This is a genomic window from Shewanella marinintestina (assembly GCF_023283845.1).
GTDB lineage: Bacteria > Pseudomonadota > Gammaproteobacteria > Enterobacterales > Shewanellaceae > Shewanella > Shewanella marinintestina.
In genome coordinates this window covers 39,810-54,973 of the sequence record NZ_JAKILC010000001.1, presented here as the reverse complement: position 1 = coordinate 54,973, position 15,164 = coordinate 39,810, and the positions used below count along the sequence as shown (strand labels likewise).

General features: G+C 41.1%; 13 protein-coding genes and 4 tRNA genes. 9 read left to right on the top strand and 8 right to left on the bottom strand.

All coding sequences use genetic code 11. From position 1 onward, the window contains the following. Positions 1-660 precede the first annotated feature (660 nt). From L2747_RS00265 to L2747_RS00255, 3 genes are all read left to right on the top strand, one after another. A complete protein-coding gene (locus L2747_RS00265) occupies positions 661-1,866 on the top strand; it encodes an efflux RND transporter periplasmic adaptor subunit (protein ID WP_248997133.1) in 1,206 nt (401 codons plus the stop codon). Between the two features lie 3 nt (positions 1,867-1,869). Then, on the top strand, positions 1,870-5,043 hold the full coding sequence (locus tag L2747_RS00260; protein ID WP_248997132.1) for an efflux RND transporter permease subunit: 3,174 nt from the start codon (positions 1,870-1,872) through the stop codon (positions 5,041-5,043). Between the two features lie 239 nt (positions 5,044-5,282). Then, complete coding sequence (locus L2747_RS00255) at positions 5,283-6,203, top strand: LysR family transcriptional regulator (protein ID WP_248997131.1); 921 nt, start codon at positions 5,283-5,285, stop codon at positions 6,201-6,203. A 198-nt stretch (positions 6,204-6,401) separates the two neighbouring features. Here the strand turns inward: L2747_RS00255 and L2747_RS00250 are convergent, their stop codons facing one another. The 4 genes from L2747_RS00250 to punC form a co-directional block, all read right to left on the bottom strand. Continuing rightward, positions 6,402-7,274 (bottom strand): B12-binding domain-containing radical SAM protein, encoded by an 873-nt coding sequence (locus L2747_RS00250; protein WP_248997130.1) that lies wholly within the window; start codon positions 7,272-7,274, stop codon positions 6,402-6,404. Between the two features lie 268 nt (positions 7,275-7,542). Further along, positions 7,543-7,716, bottom strand: coding sequence for an SDR family NAD(P)-dependent oxidoreductase (locus L2747_RS00245; RefSeq protein WP_283107098.1), 174 nt, complete (start codon positions 7,714-7,716; stop codon positions 7,543-7,545). A 467-nt stretch (positions 7,717-8,183) separates the two neighbouring features. Beyond that, positions 8,184-8,274, bottom strand: a tRNA-Ser gene (locus L2747_RS00240). 90 nt (positions 8,275-8,364) lie between these two features. Beyond that, positions 8,365-9,609, bottom strand: coding sequence for a purine nucleoside transporter PunC (punC, locus tag L2747_RS00235; RefSeq protein ID WP_248997129.1), 1,245 nt, complete (start codon positions 9,607-9,609; stop codon positions 8,365-8,367). A gap of 118 nt (positions 9,610-9,727) precedes the next feature. On the opposite strand from punC, the gene punR reads away from it, so the two are divergent. The 6 genes from punR (at position 9,728) to L2747_RS00205 (ending at position 12,917) form a co-directional block, all read left to right on the top strand. Next, entirely contained in the window at positions 9,728-10,630 is a 903-nt protein-coding gene (gene punR, locus L2747_RS00230) for a DNA-binding transcriptional activator PunR (RefSeq protein WP_220760514.1), read from the top strand. A gap of 180 nt (positions 10,631-10,810) precedes the next feature. Then, positions 10,811-11,464 carry a Bax inhibitor-1/YccA family protein gene (locus L2747_RS00225; protein WP_248997493.1) on the top strand — a complete coding sequence of 218 codons (654 nt, stop codon included), beginning with the start codon at positions 10,811-10,813 and terminating at the stop codon, positions 11,462-11,464. 57 nt (positions 11,465-11,521) lie between these two features. Next, positions 11,522-11,911 (top strand): sulfurtransferase complex subunit TusD, encoded by a 390-nt coding sequence (gene tusD / locus L2747_RS00220; RefSeq protein ID WP_248997128.1) that lies wholly within the window; start codon positions 11,522-11,524, stop codon positions 11,909-11,911. Between the two features lie 37 nt (positions 11,912-11,948). Next, positions 11,949-12,305 carry a sulfurtransferase complex subunit TusC gene (tusC, locus tag L2747_RS00215; RefSeq protein ID WP_248997127.1) on the top strand — a complete coding sequence of 119 codons (357 nt, stop codon included), beginning with the start codon at positions 11,949-11,951 and terminating at the stop codon, positions 12,303-12,305. Then, positions 12,305-12,586 (top strand): sulfurtransferase complex subunit TusB, encoded by a 282-nt coding sequence (gene tusB, locus L2747_RS00210; RefSeq protein ID WP_248997126.1) that lies wholly within the window; start codon positions 12,305-12,307, stop codon positions 12,584-12,586. The genes tusC and tusB overlap by 1 nt, the downstream gene beginning before the upstream one ends. A 1-nt stretch (position 12,587) precedes the next feature. After that, positions 12,588-12,917 (top strand): TusE/DsrC/DsvC family sulfur relay protein, encoded by a 330-nt coding sequence (locus L2747_RS00205; protein ID WP_248997125.1) that lies wholly within the window; start codon positions 12,588-12,590, stop codon positions 12,915-12,917. A 64-nt stretch (positions 12,918-12,981) separates the two neighbouring features. Here L2747_RS00205 and L2747_RS00200 read toward each other — a convergent pair whose 3' ends face one another. The 4 genes from L2747_RS00200 to L2747_RS00185 all read right to left on the bottom strand — a co-directional run bounded on the left by L2747_RS00200 (position 12,982) and on the right by L2747_RS00185 (position 15,089). Next, positions 12,982-13,422, bottom strand: a complete 441-nt coding sequence (locus L2747_RS00200; RefSeq protein WP_248997124.1) for a hypothetical protein — start codon at positions 13,420-13,422, stop codon at positions 12,982-12,984. A 635-nt stretch (positions 13,423-14,057) separates the two neighbouring features. Continuing rightward, positions 14,058-14,143, bottom strand: a tRNA-Leu gene (locus tag L2747_RS00195). A gap of 127 nt (positions 14,144-14,270) precedes the next feature. Next, positions 14,271-14,344, bottom strand: a tRNA-Cys gene (locus L2747_RS00190). 659 nt (positions 14,345-15,003) lie between these two features. Continuing rightward, positions 15,004-15,089 (bottom strand) — tRNA-Leu (locus L2747_RS00185). Positions 15,090-15,164: the final 75 nt, after the last annotated feature.

The window sequence follows — 15,164 nt, the reverse complement described above, 5'->3', positions numbered from 1 at the left end:
TGCAGCGATTGATCCCCCCTTTAATATTACTATTACCAGAATATTACTTATTACCAGAATACGACCTATTAGCAGTTTCGATATATTGCCCGAACATCGCAACACATCCATATAGGCTTAACTGCCCTACCGTATTCTAAACTAACCCAATGTTTTGCTTATGTGCTACGAAGCCCGATGAGTCGTTTTAGCTGTTCAGTTCAATCAAAAACAACCATTAGCAAGCATTACTTTACGCTTTAAGGTAAACAAATAAGACAAAATGAGCAGAAATAATATTAACTACGCCTAATTCATAGCAATCATTGGCAGCAGAATTCGCAGAATTGCTAATTTTTTACATAAATGTAAATAACCGTTAAAAGCGTAGTTTTGAACATGGGCTAGTTTGAAACTTAAATAAATCTTAATAAAATAATTACATATCAACAGCATAGGGAGTGCTGCTCAATTGGCGCACCGACTTTGTGAAGATAAAACTTAAAACGTAATCGAGGTAATACGCGTTTTTCGTCACACACGTTTACATAATCTGCCTGTCACAACTCACCAATTCAATTAACATACAATCAAAATTCTAATTAGATTTGCTCATATTATCTTTAGCAAGCAGTAAAAGATTGTGTATAGAGTGGAGTGCTTCAACAAGAGGACGTGTTTGTGGCTACAAAAAAACAGATCATTTTACCTATAGTCGTTATCGCCGTTGGCGTAGCTGGGTTTATTGGCATGTCAGCAATGAAAAAACCACCAGAAGAGAAAGAAGAATTGGATACTACCCCACTTGTTTCAGTTCAAGCGGTAGAGATCCATCCAATGAGCTTTGCTGTTAGCTCCTACGGTGTTGTCAGTGCCAAATATGAAACAGAACTGGTATCACAAGTAAACGGTGAAATTGTTTATTTATCAGAAGCCTTTGTCAAAGGTGGATTTGTTAAAAAAGGCGATGTTTTAGCTAAAATCGATCCAAGTGATTATGAAGCTGCGCTAATCGATGCCAAAGCTAACATGGCTTCAGCCAGAGCAACCTTAGTGCAAGAAAAAGCATTTGGTAAAGTTGCTGAGGAAGAATGGAAACGTATTGAAAATGGCGTTCCAACAGAACTCAGTTTACGTAAGCCACAGCTGGCGCAAGAAGTTGCCAAGCTTAACTCTTCAGAAGCTGGGCTTAAACGCGCTAATCGTAATTTAGAAAGAACCATTATCAAAGCACCATATGATGCACTCATTGAAGCGCGCAATATCGGCTTAGGATCATACGTGAGTATGGGGACTCCCCTTGGAAAAGTATTAAGTACTGCTCACGCCGAAATACGCTTACCAATCGCCGATAAAGAGCTGCAGTTTTTAGATAGTAAAGGCAAAGGCGCCGAGGTTGTATTAACCGGTGAATTTGCAGGGCAAATGCAGCAATGGCCTGCAACAATCGTGAGAAGTGAAGGCGTTATTGATAATCGTAGCCGAATGACTTATTTAGTGGCTGAAGTTGTTGACCCTTACGGTCTTAAAACGAATAGCAAGGGCTCAAATGGTAGTGAGTTGCGTTATGGCACTTATGTCACCGCAAGTATTGACGGTAGCCATGCAGGACAAGTCGCTGAACTACCAAGGCATCTAGTCATAAATAACCAAGTCGCTATCTTAGATCATGAAGGTAAGCTTAGGTATAAAGACATTACTATTATGCGCCAAATAGGTTCAAAAGTGATTGTGTCTGCTGGCCTTGAAGAAGGCGCGAATGTGATCACTTCTGCGCTTGATTATCCTATTGAAGGCATGCAGCTCGCTTTGCCGCAAGAAGCAACGCTCGATGATGATACGAAAGAGCCGCAAGCCACGCAATTAGCGATGGAAGAGAAGGACTAATTCATGATCGATACTAATAAAGGCATTATCGCTTGGTTTGCCCGTAACAGTGTTGCAGCAAACTTACTGATGATTATCATCTTGTTAGGTGGTCTTCTCACCGCTAATACGATCCGTAAACAGTTTTTCCCCGCAGTTGAAATTAACTGGTTAGAGTTCAATGCGGTCTATCCTGGTGCAGCGCCGCAAGAAGTAGAAGAAGGGATCACGATTAAGATTGAGGAAGCACTTGAAAGTGTTCAAGGTCTTAAACGCGTTATCACTTACTCTAACCGTAATATGTCGTCGGGTTATTTTAGAATTGAAGATTCATACGACCCTCAGGTAGTGCTTGAGGAAGTAAAATCTGAAATTGACTCTATTTCCAGTTTCCCTGATGGGATGGAGCGCCCTAAGGTTGAGCGGATTAAGATCCGTCAAGAAGTGATGTATATGAGTCTTTATGGCGATTTATCCCAGCGCCAACTTAAAGATCTTGGCGAAAAAATTCATGATGAATTGCTACAACTTCCAAAAGTAAACATCACAGATTTTTACGGCGGTCTCGGTTATGAAATCGCTATAGAAGTCAGTAAAGATAGATTACGTGAATTTGGATTAGGGTTTAACGATGTCGCTGAAGCTGTGCGAGGCTATTCGCGCAATATGTCTGCTGGACAAATTCGCGCTGAAAACGGCTACATTAATCTTCGAGTACAAAACCAAGCTTATGTCGGTTATGAGTTTGAAAGCTTACCACTTATTACTCTTGAAGATGGTACTACGCTATTACTGGGTGATGTAGCAACTGTTATCGATGGTTTTGAAGAAGGCATTCAATACTCAAAGTTTAACGGGAAAAACTCAGTTACTTTCTTTATTGGTGCAGCTAACGATCAAAGCCTGACAGATGTTGCTGATGTCGTTAAAGGATACATTGCAGAAAAACAAAAAGTGTTACCACAAGGCGTTAAGTTAGAGCCTTGGGTGGATATGACTTATTACCTTGAGGGTCGCTTAGATCTCATGTTAGACAGCATGAAAAGCGGCGCGGTATTAGTCTTCATATTGTTAGCTCTGTTTTTACGTGTTCGTCTAGCGTTTTGGGTAATGATGGGCTTGCCTGTGTGTTTCCTCGGTACCCTGCTATTCATGCCGCTAGGAATGATAGATGTCACGATCAACGTGATTAGTCTTTTTGCCTTTATCTTAGTGCTGGGTATTGTGGTCGATGATGCCATTGTGATGGGAGAAAGTGCTCACGCAGAATGCGAAGAAAAAGGCCAGACGTTAGATAATGTTATTCGCGGTGTTAAGCGTGTTGCGATGCCTGCAACTTTTGGTGTTCTCACTACCATTGCGGCATTTTTACCGATAACCATGGATGACGGCCCTTCTTCAGCATTTGGCCAAGCCATCGGGTTTGTGGTTATTCTTTGTCTTATCTTCTCATTGATTGAGTCTAAGCTTATCTTGCCGGCTCACTTGGCGAGAATGAAGCAAAAGACCATAGTTAAACCTGGCTCTAAGAATCCTTTAGATTGGCTAAGAAACATCGTTAACTTCTTGCAGGATAAAGTCGATAGCGGTTTAAAGATTTTAATCATTAAGTATTATCGTCCGTCGTTAGAAGTTGCAGTTAAGTATCGCTACACGGTTATTATGGTGTTCATTAGCTTGATTATGGTGTGCGCAGGCCTATATGCCGGTGGTTTAGTGCGCTTTATTGGTCAGCCTAAGATCCCACACGATTTCCCTCGGATCTCATTTGAAATGAACATTGATGCGTCTGAGCGTTCTACCTTGTCGGCAGCTTTGGCCATTGAGAAAGCGCTTAAACAAGTCGATAAGCAAATTGAAGCTGAGTACGGCCAGAATATGATTTCAGATCTTCAGGTTGAGCTTCGCGGTCGAACGGCTGCAGAGATCAGAACAAAACTCGTTGACCCTGAAGTTCGTCCTATCGATACTTTTGCCGTTGCCGAGCTTTGGCGTCAAAACATGCCGTCTATCCCTGGAATGAAGTCTTTCACTATTCAAGACAACTTGTTTGGTGGTGGCCGTGATGACGGTGATATTAGCTTTAGGTTAGAAGGTAAAGATGACGCTCAGCTAGTTGCAGCTGCAAAAGAGTTAAAGGCTAAGTTAAATACCCTAAAAGGTGTTGGCGATGTCAATGATAGTCGTCAATCGAGTGCTAAAGAGATCCAGTTTGAACTAAAACCCCTAGCCCATAGCTTAGGATTAACCCTTGCCAATATCGCTCGTCAGGTGGGTAATAGTTTTTACGGTCTTGAAGCCCAGCGTATTTTGCGCAACGGTGAAGAGATTAAAGTGATGCTGCGTTACCCTGAGGAGCAACGTAACTCCATTGCTCAAGTTTCAGATGTGATGATTAAAACTCCACAAGGCGCTGAAATCCCATTGTCTGAAGTTGCCGCTATTGTGGTGACTGATGGAGTGAATAGTATTCGCCGCGAAAATGGTAACCGTACGATTAATGTGTGGGGCTCGGTTGATGCTGACCAAGCAGAGCCATTTAAACTAGCGAAAGATATTCGCGATAACTTCCTACCTGAGTTATTAGCTAAGTATCCTCGCGTAAAAAGTGAGGTGTCAGGCAATATTCAAGAGCAGCTTGATAGCGCAGATACCCAATTAAGAGACTTCTTAATCTCTATGTTGGTGATCTACAGCCTACTCGCTATTCCACTTAAATCCTATTCACAGCCGATTATGATTATGGCTGTGATCCCATTTGGTGTGATTGGCTCAGTGCTTGGGCATATGTTACTTGGTTTGGACTTAAGTGCCCTTTCGGTGTTTGGTATTATCGCAGCAGCGGGTGTAGTGGTGAATGACTCTTTGGTGATGGTAGATTACATCAATAAATCCAGAGAATCCGGTGTGGCCATGAAGTTGTCGGTACTTGAAGCCGGTTGTCGACGCTTTAGAGCAATCTTACTGACTTCACTAACAACCTTTATTGGCTTAGTGCCGATAATGACGGAAACCAGTATGCAAGCGCAGATGGTGATCCCTATGGCAGTGTCTTTAGCCTTTGGTGTTTTGTTTGCGACTGTAGTGACGTTAGTGTTAATCCCTTGCTTGTACATTATGATTGAAGACATTAAACGCATGATAGGCAGCAAGTCGCGGGTTGAAGAGCCAATAAGCGAACCAGCAACAGTCAGTTAAACAATGGTTCTTACTGAATTGAAAGCCCGGGCTAAGTGCTCGGGCTTTTTTGTTTTGAAAGTATGTATTTTGAAAATGTGAGTTTGAAGCTCAACCTGATAATTTCCCGAAAAGTATTAATAAGCACATGGAAAGGCAATTCGAGGCTGAATCAGCTTTATATAGGTAAAGTTTTGATTAGCATTTAAAGAAAATTGAGTTACTTTTAGCAGAACTCTTTAGGAAATACATAAAGTGCTATGAATCTAGAACACTTAAAATTGTTTGTACGTTTAGCCTCAACCCACAATATTAGTCTTGCGGGGCAAGAGCTAGGGCTTTCGCCAGCGGTTGCAAGTGTACATATTAATAAGTTAGAAGAAAGTCTAGGTGTACGCCTTTTGCACCGTACCACGCGTAAAGTGTCATTAACTGAAGAAGGTGAATCCTTCCTGCCCCATGCACTTGAAGTGCTCGCAACAGCTGAAGCAGCTAGAGCAGCTGTTGGCGCCGGCTTTTCATCACCAAGTGGCACACTGAGAGTCACAGCCCCCGCTTCGTTCGGCCGATTGCATATGGTGGGTGCGATGAAAAGTTTTATGCAGCAATATCCAGATTTGACAGTAGATTTACGCTTTTCAGATACCATTATTGATTTAGTTGATGGCGGTTTTGATGTCGCCATCCGCATTGCTGAACTGAAAGACTCATCGTTAATTGCGCGTAAACTTGCATCTGACAGACGCGTTGTATGCGCCTCGCCAGCTTATATAAAAGAGCACGGCGCCCCGGCTACGCCACAAGAACTTAGCAATCATCAATGTATTAACTTAATGAACTTAGATACCTGGAGTTTTGAAACAGATAAAGGACCTTTTAGTATCAAGACTAAAGGATGTTTTAGAACAGATAATGGTGATGCAATGCGTGATGCGACCATAGACGGTTTGGGTCTATCGGTTAACTCTATTTGGAGTGTGTACCAACAACTGGTAAGCGGTGAATTAGTTGAAGTATTGACAGATTATCCGTTTGCTTCAAACGCCTCTATTTGGGCTATTTACCCAAGTTCTCGCTTAATCGCGCCTAAAGTAAGAGCGTTTATCGACTTCTTTAACCAATACTATGGCCAGCCAGCTTATTGGGAAACAGCGTTAAAAGCTGCCAAGCCGTCGAAATAGAAATAAACATCGAAATAGAAATAAAAATAAACACCAAAATAGACATTTTGGGTCGGCCCAGTGAGCAAACCTTAAGGCTAGCTCTAATTGTCCGCTAACAGGTAACTGCTTAACGCATTTTATTGGTAGCGGACGGTTTATTTATAAGGCTTTTAATCTAAGATTAACAATGGCTAACCTTGTTTGTCGCCAATTGCATTACCAAGAGAAAGTCTGAATGACTCTATCTTCTGCTTGCGATCTAACATCAATGGCTGAGTTTACCTTAGCTAAGAAGCCTGCTTGGCAATCAGGTAATGCGCCTTTTAGTGACACAATATTATTGCCATGGTCACCCCAATAGAAAGTATTAAAATCGAGATGATTGAGTAAGTATTGCTCTTCTTGCAAAATTTGTAGTTCAGTCGGCATGATAAACTCTCCACGCTTAACTTCTTGTTCTAGCACTGTTCCTGGTTGAATGGCTAATGCCATAGGGGCTATCTCATCAGGCTGCATTTGGTTTAACAGATCGGTAGTGGCAGCTATATGCTCATGAGAACGCTCTTTACCACCTAAGCCAAAGATAAAAGATAGCAGGGTTTGTATTCCCGCTTCTTTAGCCATTTGCATGCCTTTTATGGCTTGCTCTGGGCTCATATTCTTTTTGATTTTATTAAGTACCTGACGGTCACCTGACTCTAGACCCGAATATGTCATGGTTAATCCAGCATCTTTTAGTTCTTTAAGTTCGGCTACCGACTTACGTCTAAAGTCATTTAAGCCGCTATACATTGAAACTTTACTGCATTCAGGGAAGGTGCTTCGCAGTTTATCAAATACCTTTAATAGGTAATCAGTTCGTGCCGCCATTACATTGCCATCAATCAGAAATATAGAGTCTACATGTGAATAGTAATGCCTTAATCGTTCTATATCGTTAAATACATCTTCTAACTCTCTAACTTTAAAACGCTTATCATCAAACATACTGCAAAACGTGCAGGTATTAGCGCTGCAGCCTAGGGTGATTTGTATAAGTATGCTTTTCGCCTCTGCCCAAGGGCGATACACTTTTCCTTGGTAATTCATTTTTCAATCTCTCGTTTGTAAATTAAGACACGCTACGACCTTATGGCGCTGCGTCTGCTCTATTGCTCTGTTGATGAATCAACTTCTGCAAACTGAGAATGTTAGTCTAACCACTTCTATAAAATTGATAATGTCCGTTAATAGATAATCATTTTATGCTTATTATTGATAATTGTTTTGCCGGTGAGTTGGGTTTGGAATAACTCGTCGTGGCAATAAAAAGGCCTGCAAACATGCAGGCCTTTTTAGCGAGTATTTAGTTATGAGGCTATTGAATGATTATCAGCTCATTCATAGTTTTGATAACCATCTTTGCAACAGCTTCAAGCTTAGTCGGGTTTCGGCCGTGAATAATTAGACTGTAGTCCTGCTCTGCCAGCAATTTTACGGTTTCTAAGCCAATGCCATCCGTTGCGCCTGTCACGAGTATTGTCTTTTGCATCTTATAAACCTTGGTTATTGGCGATTGATTTGCAATGACAATAATAGCTTTTGTTTTAGCTTTCTAGCGCTTAGGTTAACGAATGAGTTTATAGAAATATTTGATAATAGACTTGAATTGAAGGTTTCTAAAGGTAATTTGAGTGCACTTTTAGAATCGTATTGTTTATTTCGCGCCAAGATAAGTCAGGTAAACAACAGCTACCCTTAGCGTTTTCGCTAACTTTCAAATTAAGAAAGGTAGAGATTTGAATCCTACATAGATAAGGCATAAACCACGAGCTTATGGATACGTTATTAACCGATTAGCATGTAGATACGAAAAAGCCCCTAACATTTCTGCTAAGGGCTTATTCTAAATTTGCCGGAGAGATGGCTAACTTTAACTAATAGGAACCCTCGGGTTCAGTCACTAAACTCTAGATAGCAAAAATCCCGCTATCTAGCGATAACGGGATTTTTTAAATGTGGCGGAGAGATAGGGATTTGAACCCTAGATGGGCTATAAACCCATGCCGGTTTTCAAGACCGGTGCATTCGACCACTCTGCCATCTCTCCGAACGCCGCGAATAATATAGCGCTCTTATAATCTTGTAAAGTGATAATTAAAAAATATTATCACTTTACTGTTATAGAAGACCTACTTGATTATTTCTCGTCCTGATTGATTGCGATACGTGCAGGATCTGGCATTACAATCTCTTCACTCACTTCATTCCAGTTCTTGTAGTTACGTAGTTTAAAGCCGATAAACACGATGAAAGAACAGATCATGATCCCCCAACCAATCGCGACTTCACCACTTGTGGCCCACATAGCAACTAAACTTGAAGCACCAAACGATAAGCTGATCTGAAGGAAGTTCTGTAGACCAGCAGCTTTTGCCGCGTTGTCAGGAAATTCCTGTAATGCACCGTTAACAACAATCGGATAAATACCACCGCTACATGCTGCTAAAACAGAAAATATAGCCAGTAACGGGTAAATAGACAGACCCTGAAGTAAAATAGTCACAACAGCAATAGACATTGCACATGTGCCAAATACTGATAGTAAAAGCTTTAGGGTTTTCTCTGAACCAATTTTACGAATAAGGGTTTTACTCGCGTAACCACCTAAAATAAAGGTAATAGTTTGCGGAATAAAACTCAGTCCAATTGCAGTCGCATCAAAACCATGTTGCTCCATCACGACTGGCCAAAGTGTTAGGTATGAGAAAAACGCACCAGAACACGCGCCAAAGATAACTACGTTACCTAGGTATTTAGTATTTTTAAGAATAGATAAGTAGTTAATCTCTTTCTTATCATGACTAATAGCTTTAGTTTCAGCCGGCACAAACCAAACCGTTAGTAAAATCATGACTGCAGCCATACCGGTTAAAGTAATGAAAATGCTCTGCCATCCTAACGACTGTAAAATAAATGCGCCAAGGATTGGAGCAAGTGCCGGAGATAACGCCACTAGCGGCATAATATTAGAAAAAACACCCTGAGCTTTTGCAGCATCATATTTTTCAATAACGATAGCTTGCCAAATAACGCCGGCAGAACATGCACCTAATGCTTGTATAAAACGTGAAATGTTGAACACTAACATCGAATCACTAACGGCTATTGAGAAACTGGCTGCAGCAAACAATACTAAGCCTAAGATCAGCGAATTACGTTTACCAAAACGCTCAACTAAAGGACCATATAATAACTGCCCTAGCGCTAAGCCAGCTAAAAAGAATGTCAAAGACATTGCGACTTGTGATGGTGATGTTACCATTGTGTCTTCAATTGCTTTGAATGCAGGCAAGTACATGTCAGTGGCAATAAAGCCCAACATGCTCAATACTGCTAGATATGCTAGAAAAATGTAGTATTTTACACTTGTTAGTGAGTTCATAATTCGAAATTCTGATCTTGATTTATTAAAGTCGCGCAGTGTAAACACTTGCTAATGTGCTGTGAAACGTTTATTTTTCACATTAGCTATCAAAAAAAATCACAGCAGGATGTGAACCATGCTTTCAGAACAGTCTCTTCAACTTATCGATATGGTTGCTCGGGTGGGCAGTTTTACAGCCGCAGCCAATAAATTACATAAAGTCCCTTCAGCTGTAAGTTATGCAGTTAAACAAATAGAAGAAGAACTGGGCGTGGTGCTTTTTGTTCGCCACCACAGAAGCGTTAGCTTAACTGCAGCCGGAGAGCACTTCGTTAAACAGTCACGCTCATTACTCACTGATATTGACGCAATGCGTGCAGACACCATACGTGTTGCCAATGGGTGGCAACCCACTCTATCAATTGCGCTCGATAACATCGTACGCGCAGACAAAATAAGTAATTTAATCGCCGATTTTTATCGAACCTTTGACAATGTTGAGCTAATTATTCGCATTGAAGTGTTTAATGGCGTGTGGGAATCAATTGCGACTGGGCGCAGTGACATTGCGATTGGTGCAACAACGGCTATTCCCGTTGGTGGTGATTATCACTTTAGAGACATGGGCGAAATTGAATGGTGTTTTCTCGTCGGTAAAAATCACCCTCTTGCTGATATCGACCGTCCACTCACTGACGATGAGTTAAGACAATACCCCTCTATTTGTTTAGAAGATACCTCTCGAGAGATCCCTAAACGCATGACCTGGTTGTTAGAAAATCAACGTAGATTAGTTGTGCCTGACTGGATCCGCGCCATTAACTGCTTTCGAGAAGGTTTAGGTGTGGGCTATATGCCTGCCCACTTTGCGTTTCCCTTTATTAAAACCGGTGCATTAATTGAAAAGCAGCTTGAAAGGCCCAATAAAACCAGTCCGTGCTGTTTAGCCTGGAACGCTACCAATAAGTCCCCTGCCATGGCTTGGGTACTTGATTATTTGGGCGATAGCGAGAAACTTCATAAAGACTGGTTAGATTAACTACGCTTAACTTAGCTAATTTTGGCGGTTAAGCGCTTTATACCTTGGTTTAGCTGCTGTATGATTCAATAACTTAACGCAAGGTTTACTCCCTTTTATCTAATTTAAGGAACTCCTTGTTAATCTTGTGCTCAAATTATATAGCTTGAATATTTGTCTTCGGAGAAAGAAATGAAAGATATGACACAACAAACCGCGTATAGCAGTACTACCGTTGAGGTAAATAAACTGCTGAAAAATACGTATATGCTGCTCTCTATGACACTTGCATTCTCTGCAGTGTGTGCGGGTTTGGCAATGGCTCTAGCCATCAGCCCTATGATGTCTCTTGGTCTATCTCTTGGTAGCTTAGTGTTATTGTTTGTAACCCTTAAAAAAGCTGATTCTAGTGCTGGGATCTTCTGGGTATTCGCTTTTACAGGTATGCAAGGCGCATCGCTTGGTTACATCCTTAACCACTATGCTGGTATGGCAAACGGTCCACAGCTAATTATGCAAGCGTTAGGCTTAACGTCTGTTATCTTTGTTGCACTTTCTGGCTATGCAGTAACGACTAAGAAAGATTTCTCTTTCATGCGTGGTTTCCTAATCGCTGGTCTTGTGATTATGGTTGTAGGCCTACTGGTTAACTTATTCTTAGGTAACGGCATGGTGTTTATGGCACTCAATGCGGGTATCGCACTGTTAATGACGGGCTTTATTCTTTACGATACAAGCAAAATCGTTAATGGCGGCGAAACTAACTATATTCGCGCAACCATCTCTTTATACTTAGATTTCTTAAACCTTTTCGTTGCCCTACTGCATTTAATGGGCATTGGCGGCGATGACTAATACCAATTAAATTTAATTGAGTTAAAATGGTCCTATTACAGGGCCATTTTTTTTACCATGAGCAAATTTATAATCCAGGTTAACTCTGCCGCATACGGTAACGCAGCAAGTTACAGTGCCTACCGTTTCGCCAAATCCGCATTAGAGAGTGGCCACAGTATTGATAAGATTTTTTTCTATCAAGATGGTGTGTTGAATACCAATTACCTCAATAGTCCAGCCAGCGATGAATTCGACCTAATGCAAGCTTGGATTGAATTGCATAACCAATACGGTACAGTCTTAGTTAATTGTGTTTCCGCTGCACTACGTCGTGGCGTTATGTCCGAGTCTGATGCAAAAGAGAGTGGCCACGGCCACTGGAATATGCAGGCGCCGTTTATTATGGGCGGTCTAGGTGAGTTAGTGATCGGCATAGAATCGGCTGATAGATTAGTCTGCTTTTAACTTTTGAGTTAATCTTTTTGCAAGGCCAAAAGCGTTTATGAAAAAATTGTGTATTGTTTTCAAGCAGCCACCTCATGGTACTGCACATGGCCGAGAAGGCCTTGATTTGTCTTTGCTCAGCGCAAGTTTTGAGCAAGAAGTTAGCTTGTTATTTACTAATGAGGCAGTGTTAACTCTGCTAAAAGACCAAGACCCTGAATCTATTGGAGCTAAAGACTATATTGCGACATTAGGCGCATTACCTTTGTATGACATAGATACAGTCTTGGTGTGTAGCGAATCTATCCAAGAGTTGGGACTGTCAGAACAAGAACTGCGGATTGGCGTAACCTTAAGCGCACCAGAAGAGATTGCTAGCCATTTAAATGCAGTGGATGAGGTTATCGTTTTCTAATGATTTTACACCTAATACAAAGCTCACCTGAGCAAAGTTCTGCATTAAAGACCTGCTTACGTTATGCAACGCAATCGGATTCTATTTTGCTGACAGGTAATTCGGTTAACTGCTTGCTAAAGCAAGCTTGGGCCACACAGTTAAAAGAGTATAATGTGGCAGCATTGCAAGAAGATGTCATTGCTCGTGGACTTACAAGCCTTTTAAAAGACACAAAACAAATCAATTACGATGAGTTTGTCTCTCTCAGTCTTAAATTTAATAAAGTTATTAGTTGGTAAAATGATTGAATTCAACGGAACACAAATCGAAACGGATCACCAAGGCTACCTAAAGTCTGTTAATGACTGGACTCCTGAGCTTGCTCCAATTATTGCCGCAGAAGAAGACATCACTCTCACTGAGGCGCACTGGGAAGTGGTCAACTTTGTCCGAGACTTTTATTTAGAGTTTAAAACCAGTCCAGCTATTAGAGTGTTAGTTAAAGCTATTGGTTTAAAGTTAGGAGCAGATAAAGGTAACTCTAAATACCTCTACACCCTATTCCCAGTCGGACCCGCAAAGCAAGCGACAAAAATCGCAGGTTTACCGAAACCGGCTAAATGTATTTAGACTCACTTTGCCATAATCAAATCTTCAAAAGCCCTGTTAAATTGGGCTTTCCCAAATTTAAACTTCATATAGCCTTTTTTTTCTGCGCTTGATATATGCCAATTAAAGCAAGACCCATAACGCTATAAAACAAGGTTTGTGCTGATAGTTCAATCACTAATGCTGCCTCAGTTAAATGGCTATGTAAAACCACCCCACTCAATGCGTTAATTACCGTTAATACAAACGGATAAAGTAGCAAAAGTAAGCCTGCCGTTTTTATTTTGTAGAGTCTATTGGGATTATCGATAAATCCACTAATAGTAAATAATGCGCTTGCCAAGAAGCCATTCTCAATAAGCATAAGTAACGCGACGATTCTAACTTGCAAAGGTGCGGCCTCTATTGCTTTTGGATAATCTTCGATTAATTCAGTTAAAAAAGTTAATGGACTTAACATGCCCCACAATGGGTAAAGAATTAATGTAAAAGCAAATAGGTACAGAAGCTTAGAGATAATATTCATCGTTCCTCCATTAAACAATATATGAAAGCATGAGCAATGTTCTACAACTAACTCCGTCTTTATTCATCGTTTTTATTGAGTCGTAGAAGTAAGACTAAAGAGATTAAAAAACGTTCAATTTAAAAAGCTACCGCAAACCAGATAGGCTTAGTGCCTGTAATTCTAAAATGTAGCTAAAAAACGTTATACGTTAATACAGAGGCTTTGATGATGGTAACCGTCGACAGACTTGAGCTAGCACACCTGTTTTCGATGAAGAGTGCGAGCGATTTTTAATATCCATTCTATCTCAGATACAAAAAGCCTCCGCTTGATGCGGAGGCTTTAATGATGGTACCCGTGGTTGGGCTTGAACAGGCGCCCCTGATTTCAATGAAGAGTGCGAGGGATTTTAAAAATCCACTTTATCTCAGTTACAAAAAAGCCCCCGCTTAATGCGGAGGCTTTAATGATGGTACCCGTGGCCAGACTTGAACTGGCCCCCCTTTATTGGCGAGGCGTCTGTTATAAAAAACGAATCCCTTGTGCTTTTATCGTCAGCGGCAAAGACACAAAAGCTTTCACAACAAATGGATTACTCAGTAAGTTTGCATCAGAAACAAAAAAGCCCCCGCTTGATGCGGAGGCTTTAATGATGGTACCCGTGGCCAGACTTGAACTGGCACGCTTATTCAGCGAGGGATTTTAAATCCCTTGTGTCTACCGATTCCACCACACGGGCAAACTCTTTGATTTTGATGATACGTAATGTCGGTACCAATACTGCTCACTCTTATCTAAATGCGATTAAGTGAACTCACCAAACTCTTATTCTTTATACTTCTACCAGTAAACTGACTTAGAAGTTATGGAGGCGCGACCCGGAGTCGAACCGAGATCGACGGATTTGCAATCCGCAGCATAGCCATTCTGCCATCGCGCCCTTTTGTTTCCCATTGTTGCTGGGAACGAGGAATACTTTACTCGATTATGAAAATGAGTCAACCGCTTATTTGTTTATTTTATTCAACTGCTTAAAACATATTCTATCAAGACGAAATATGTGCTATTGGTGATTAATTAATAACAGGTAACCACCAGGATCATGATCATCATCGTCATGTTGAATGAACTTTATTTCGATTAATCTTTTTCATTTCCCCTCTTACAAGCTTAGATTCTGGTCTATAGAGGCTTAGTTGTGATGGGTGCCAGCCACTAGTATTGAAGTGCTGTGGTAAGGGCCCTTACTTCTTTCTGTCAGTAAAAAGACAGTTTAGTCACTCTTCATGGTGAAGATCGTATCCGTGGGCTTACTTGAACTGGTAAGCCTGTTTTCAATGAAGAGTGCGAGTTTTATTTAAAATCAATTCTATCTCAGTTACAAAAAAGCCCCCGCTTAATGCGGAGGCTTTAATGATGGTACCCGTGGCCGGGCTTGAACAGGCCCCCTTTATTGGCGAGGCGTCTGTTATAAAAAACGAATCCCTTGTGCTTTTATCGTCAGCGGCAAAGACACAAAAGCTTTCACAACAAATGGATTGCTCAGTAAGTTTGCATCAGAAACAAAAAAGCCCCCGCTTGATGCGGAGGCTTTAATGATGGTACCCGTGGCCAGACTTGAACTGGCACGCTTATTCAGCGAGGGATTTTAAATCCCTTGTGTCTACCGATTCCACCACACGGGCAAACTCTTTGATTTTGATGATACGTAATGTCGGTACCAATACTGCTCACTCTTATCTAAATGCGATTAAGTGAGC

Coding starts and splice junctions, on each gene's coding strand:
- L2747_RS00200 (WP_248997124.1), bottom strand. CDS start 13,422: ATGAATATTATCTCTAAGCTTCTGTACCTATTTGCTTTTACATTAATT.
- punC (WP_248997129.1), bottom strand. CDS start 9,609: ATGAACTCACTAACAAGTGTAAAATACTACATTTTTCTAGCATATCTA.
- tusB (WP_248997126.1), top strand. CDS start 12,305: ATGATTTTACACCTAATACAAAGCTCACCTGAGCAAAGTTCTGCATTA.
- tusC (WP_248997127.1), top strand. CDS start 11,949: ATGAAAAAATTGTGTATTGTTTTCAAGCAGCCACCTCATGGTACTGCA.
- L2747_RS00245 (WP_283107098.1), bottom strand. CDS start 7,716: ATGCAAAAGACAATACTCGTGACAGGCGCAACGGATGGCATTGGCTTA.
- L2747_RS00205 (WP_248997125.1), top strand. CDS start 12,588: ATGATTGAATTCAACGGAACACAAATCGAAACGGATCACCAAGGCTAC.
- L2747_RS00255 (WP_248997131.1), top strand. CDS start 5,283: ATGAATCTAGAACACTTAAAATTGTTTGTACGTTTAGCCTCAACCCAC.
- tusD (WP_248997128.1), top strand. CDS start 11,522: ATGAGCAAATTTATAATCCAGGTTAACTCTGCCGCATACGGTAACGCA.
- punR (WP_220760514.1), top strand. CDS start 9,728: ATGCTTTCAGAACAGTCTCTTCAACTTATCGATATGGTTGCTCGGGTG.
- L2747_RS00260 (WP_248997132.1), top strand. CDS start 1,870: ATGATCGATACTAATAAAGGCATTATCGCTTGGTTTGCCCGTAACAGT.
- L2747_RS00225 (WP_248997493.1), top strand. CDS start 10,811: ATGACACAACAAACCGCGTATAGCAGTACTACCGTTGAGGTAAATAAA.
- L2747_RS00250 (WP_248997130.1), bottom strand. CDS start 7,274: ATGAATTACCAAGGAAAAGTGTATCGCCCTTGGGCAGAGGCGAAAAGC.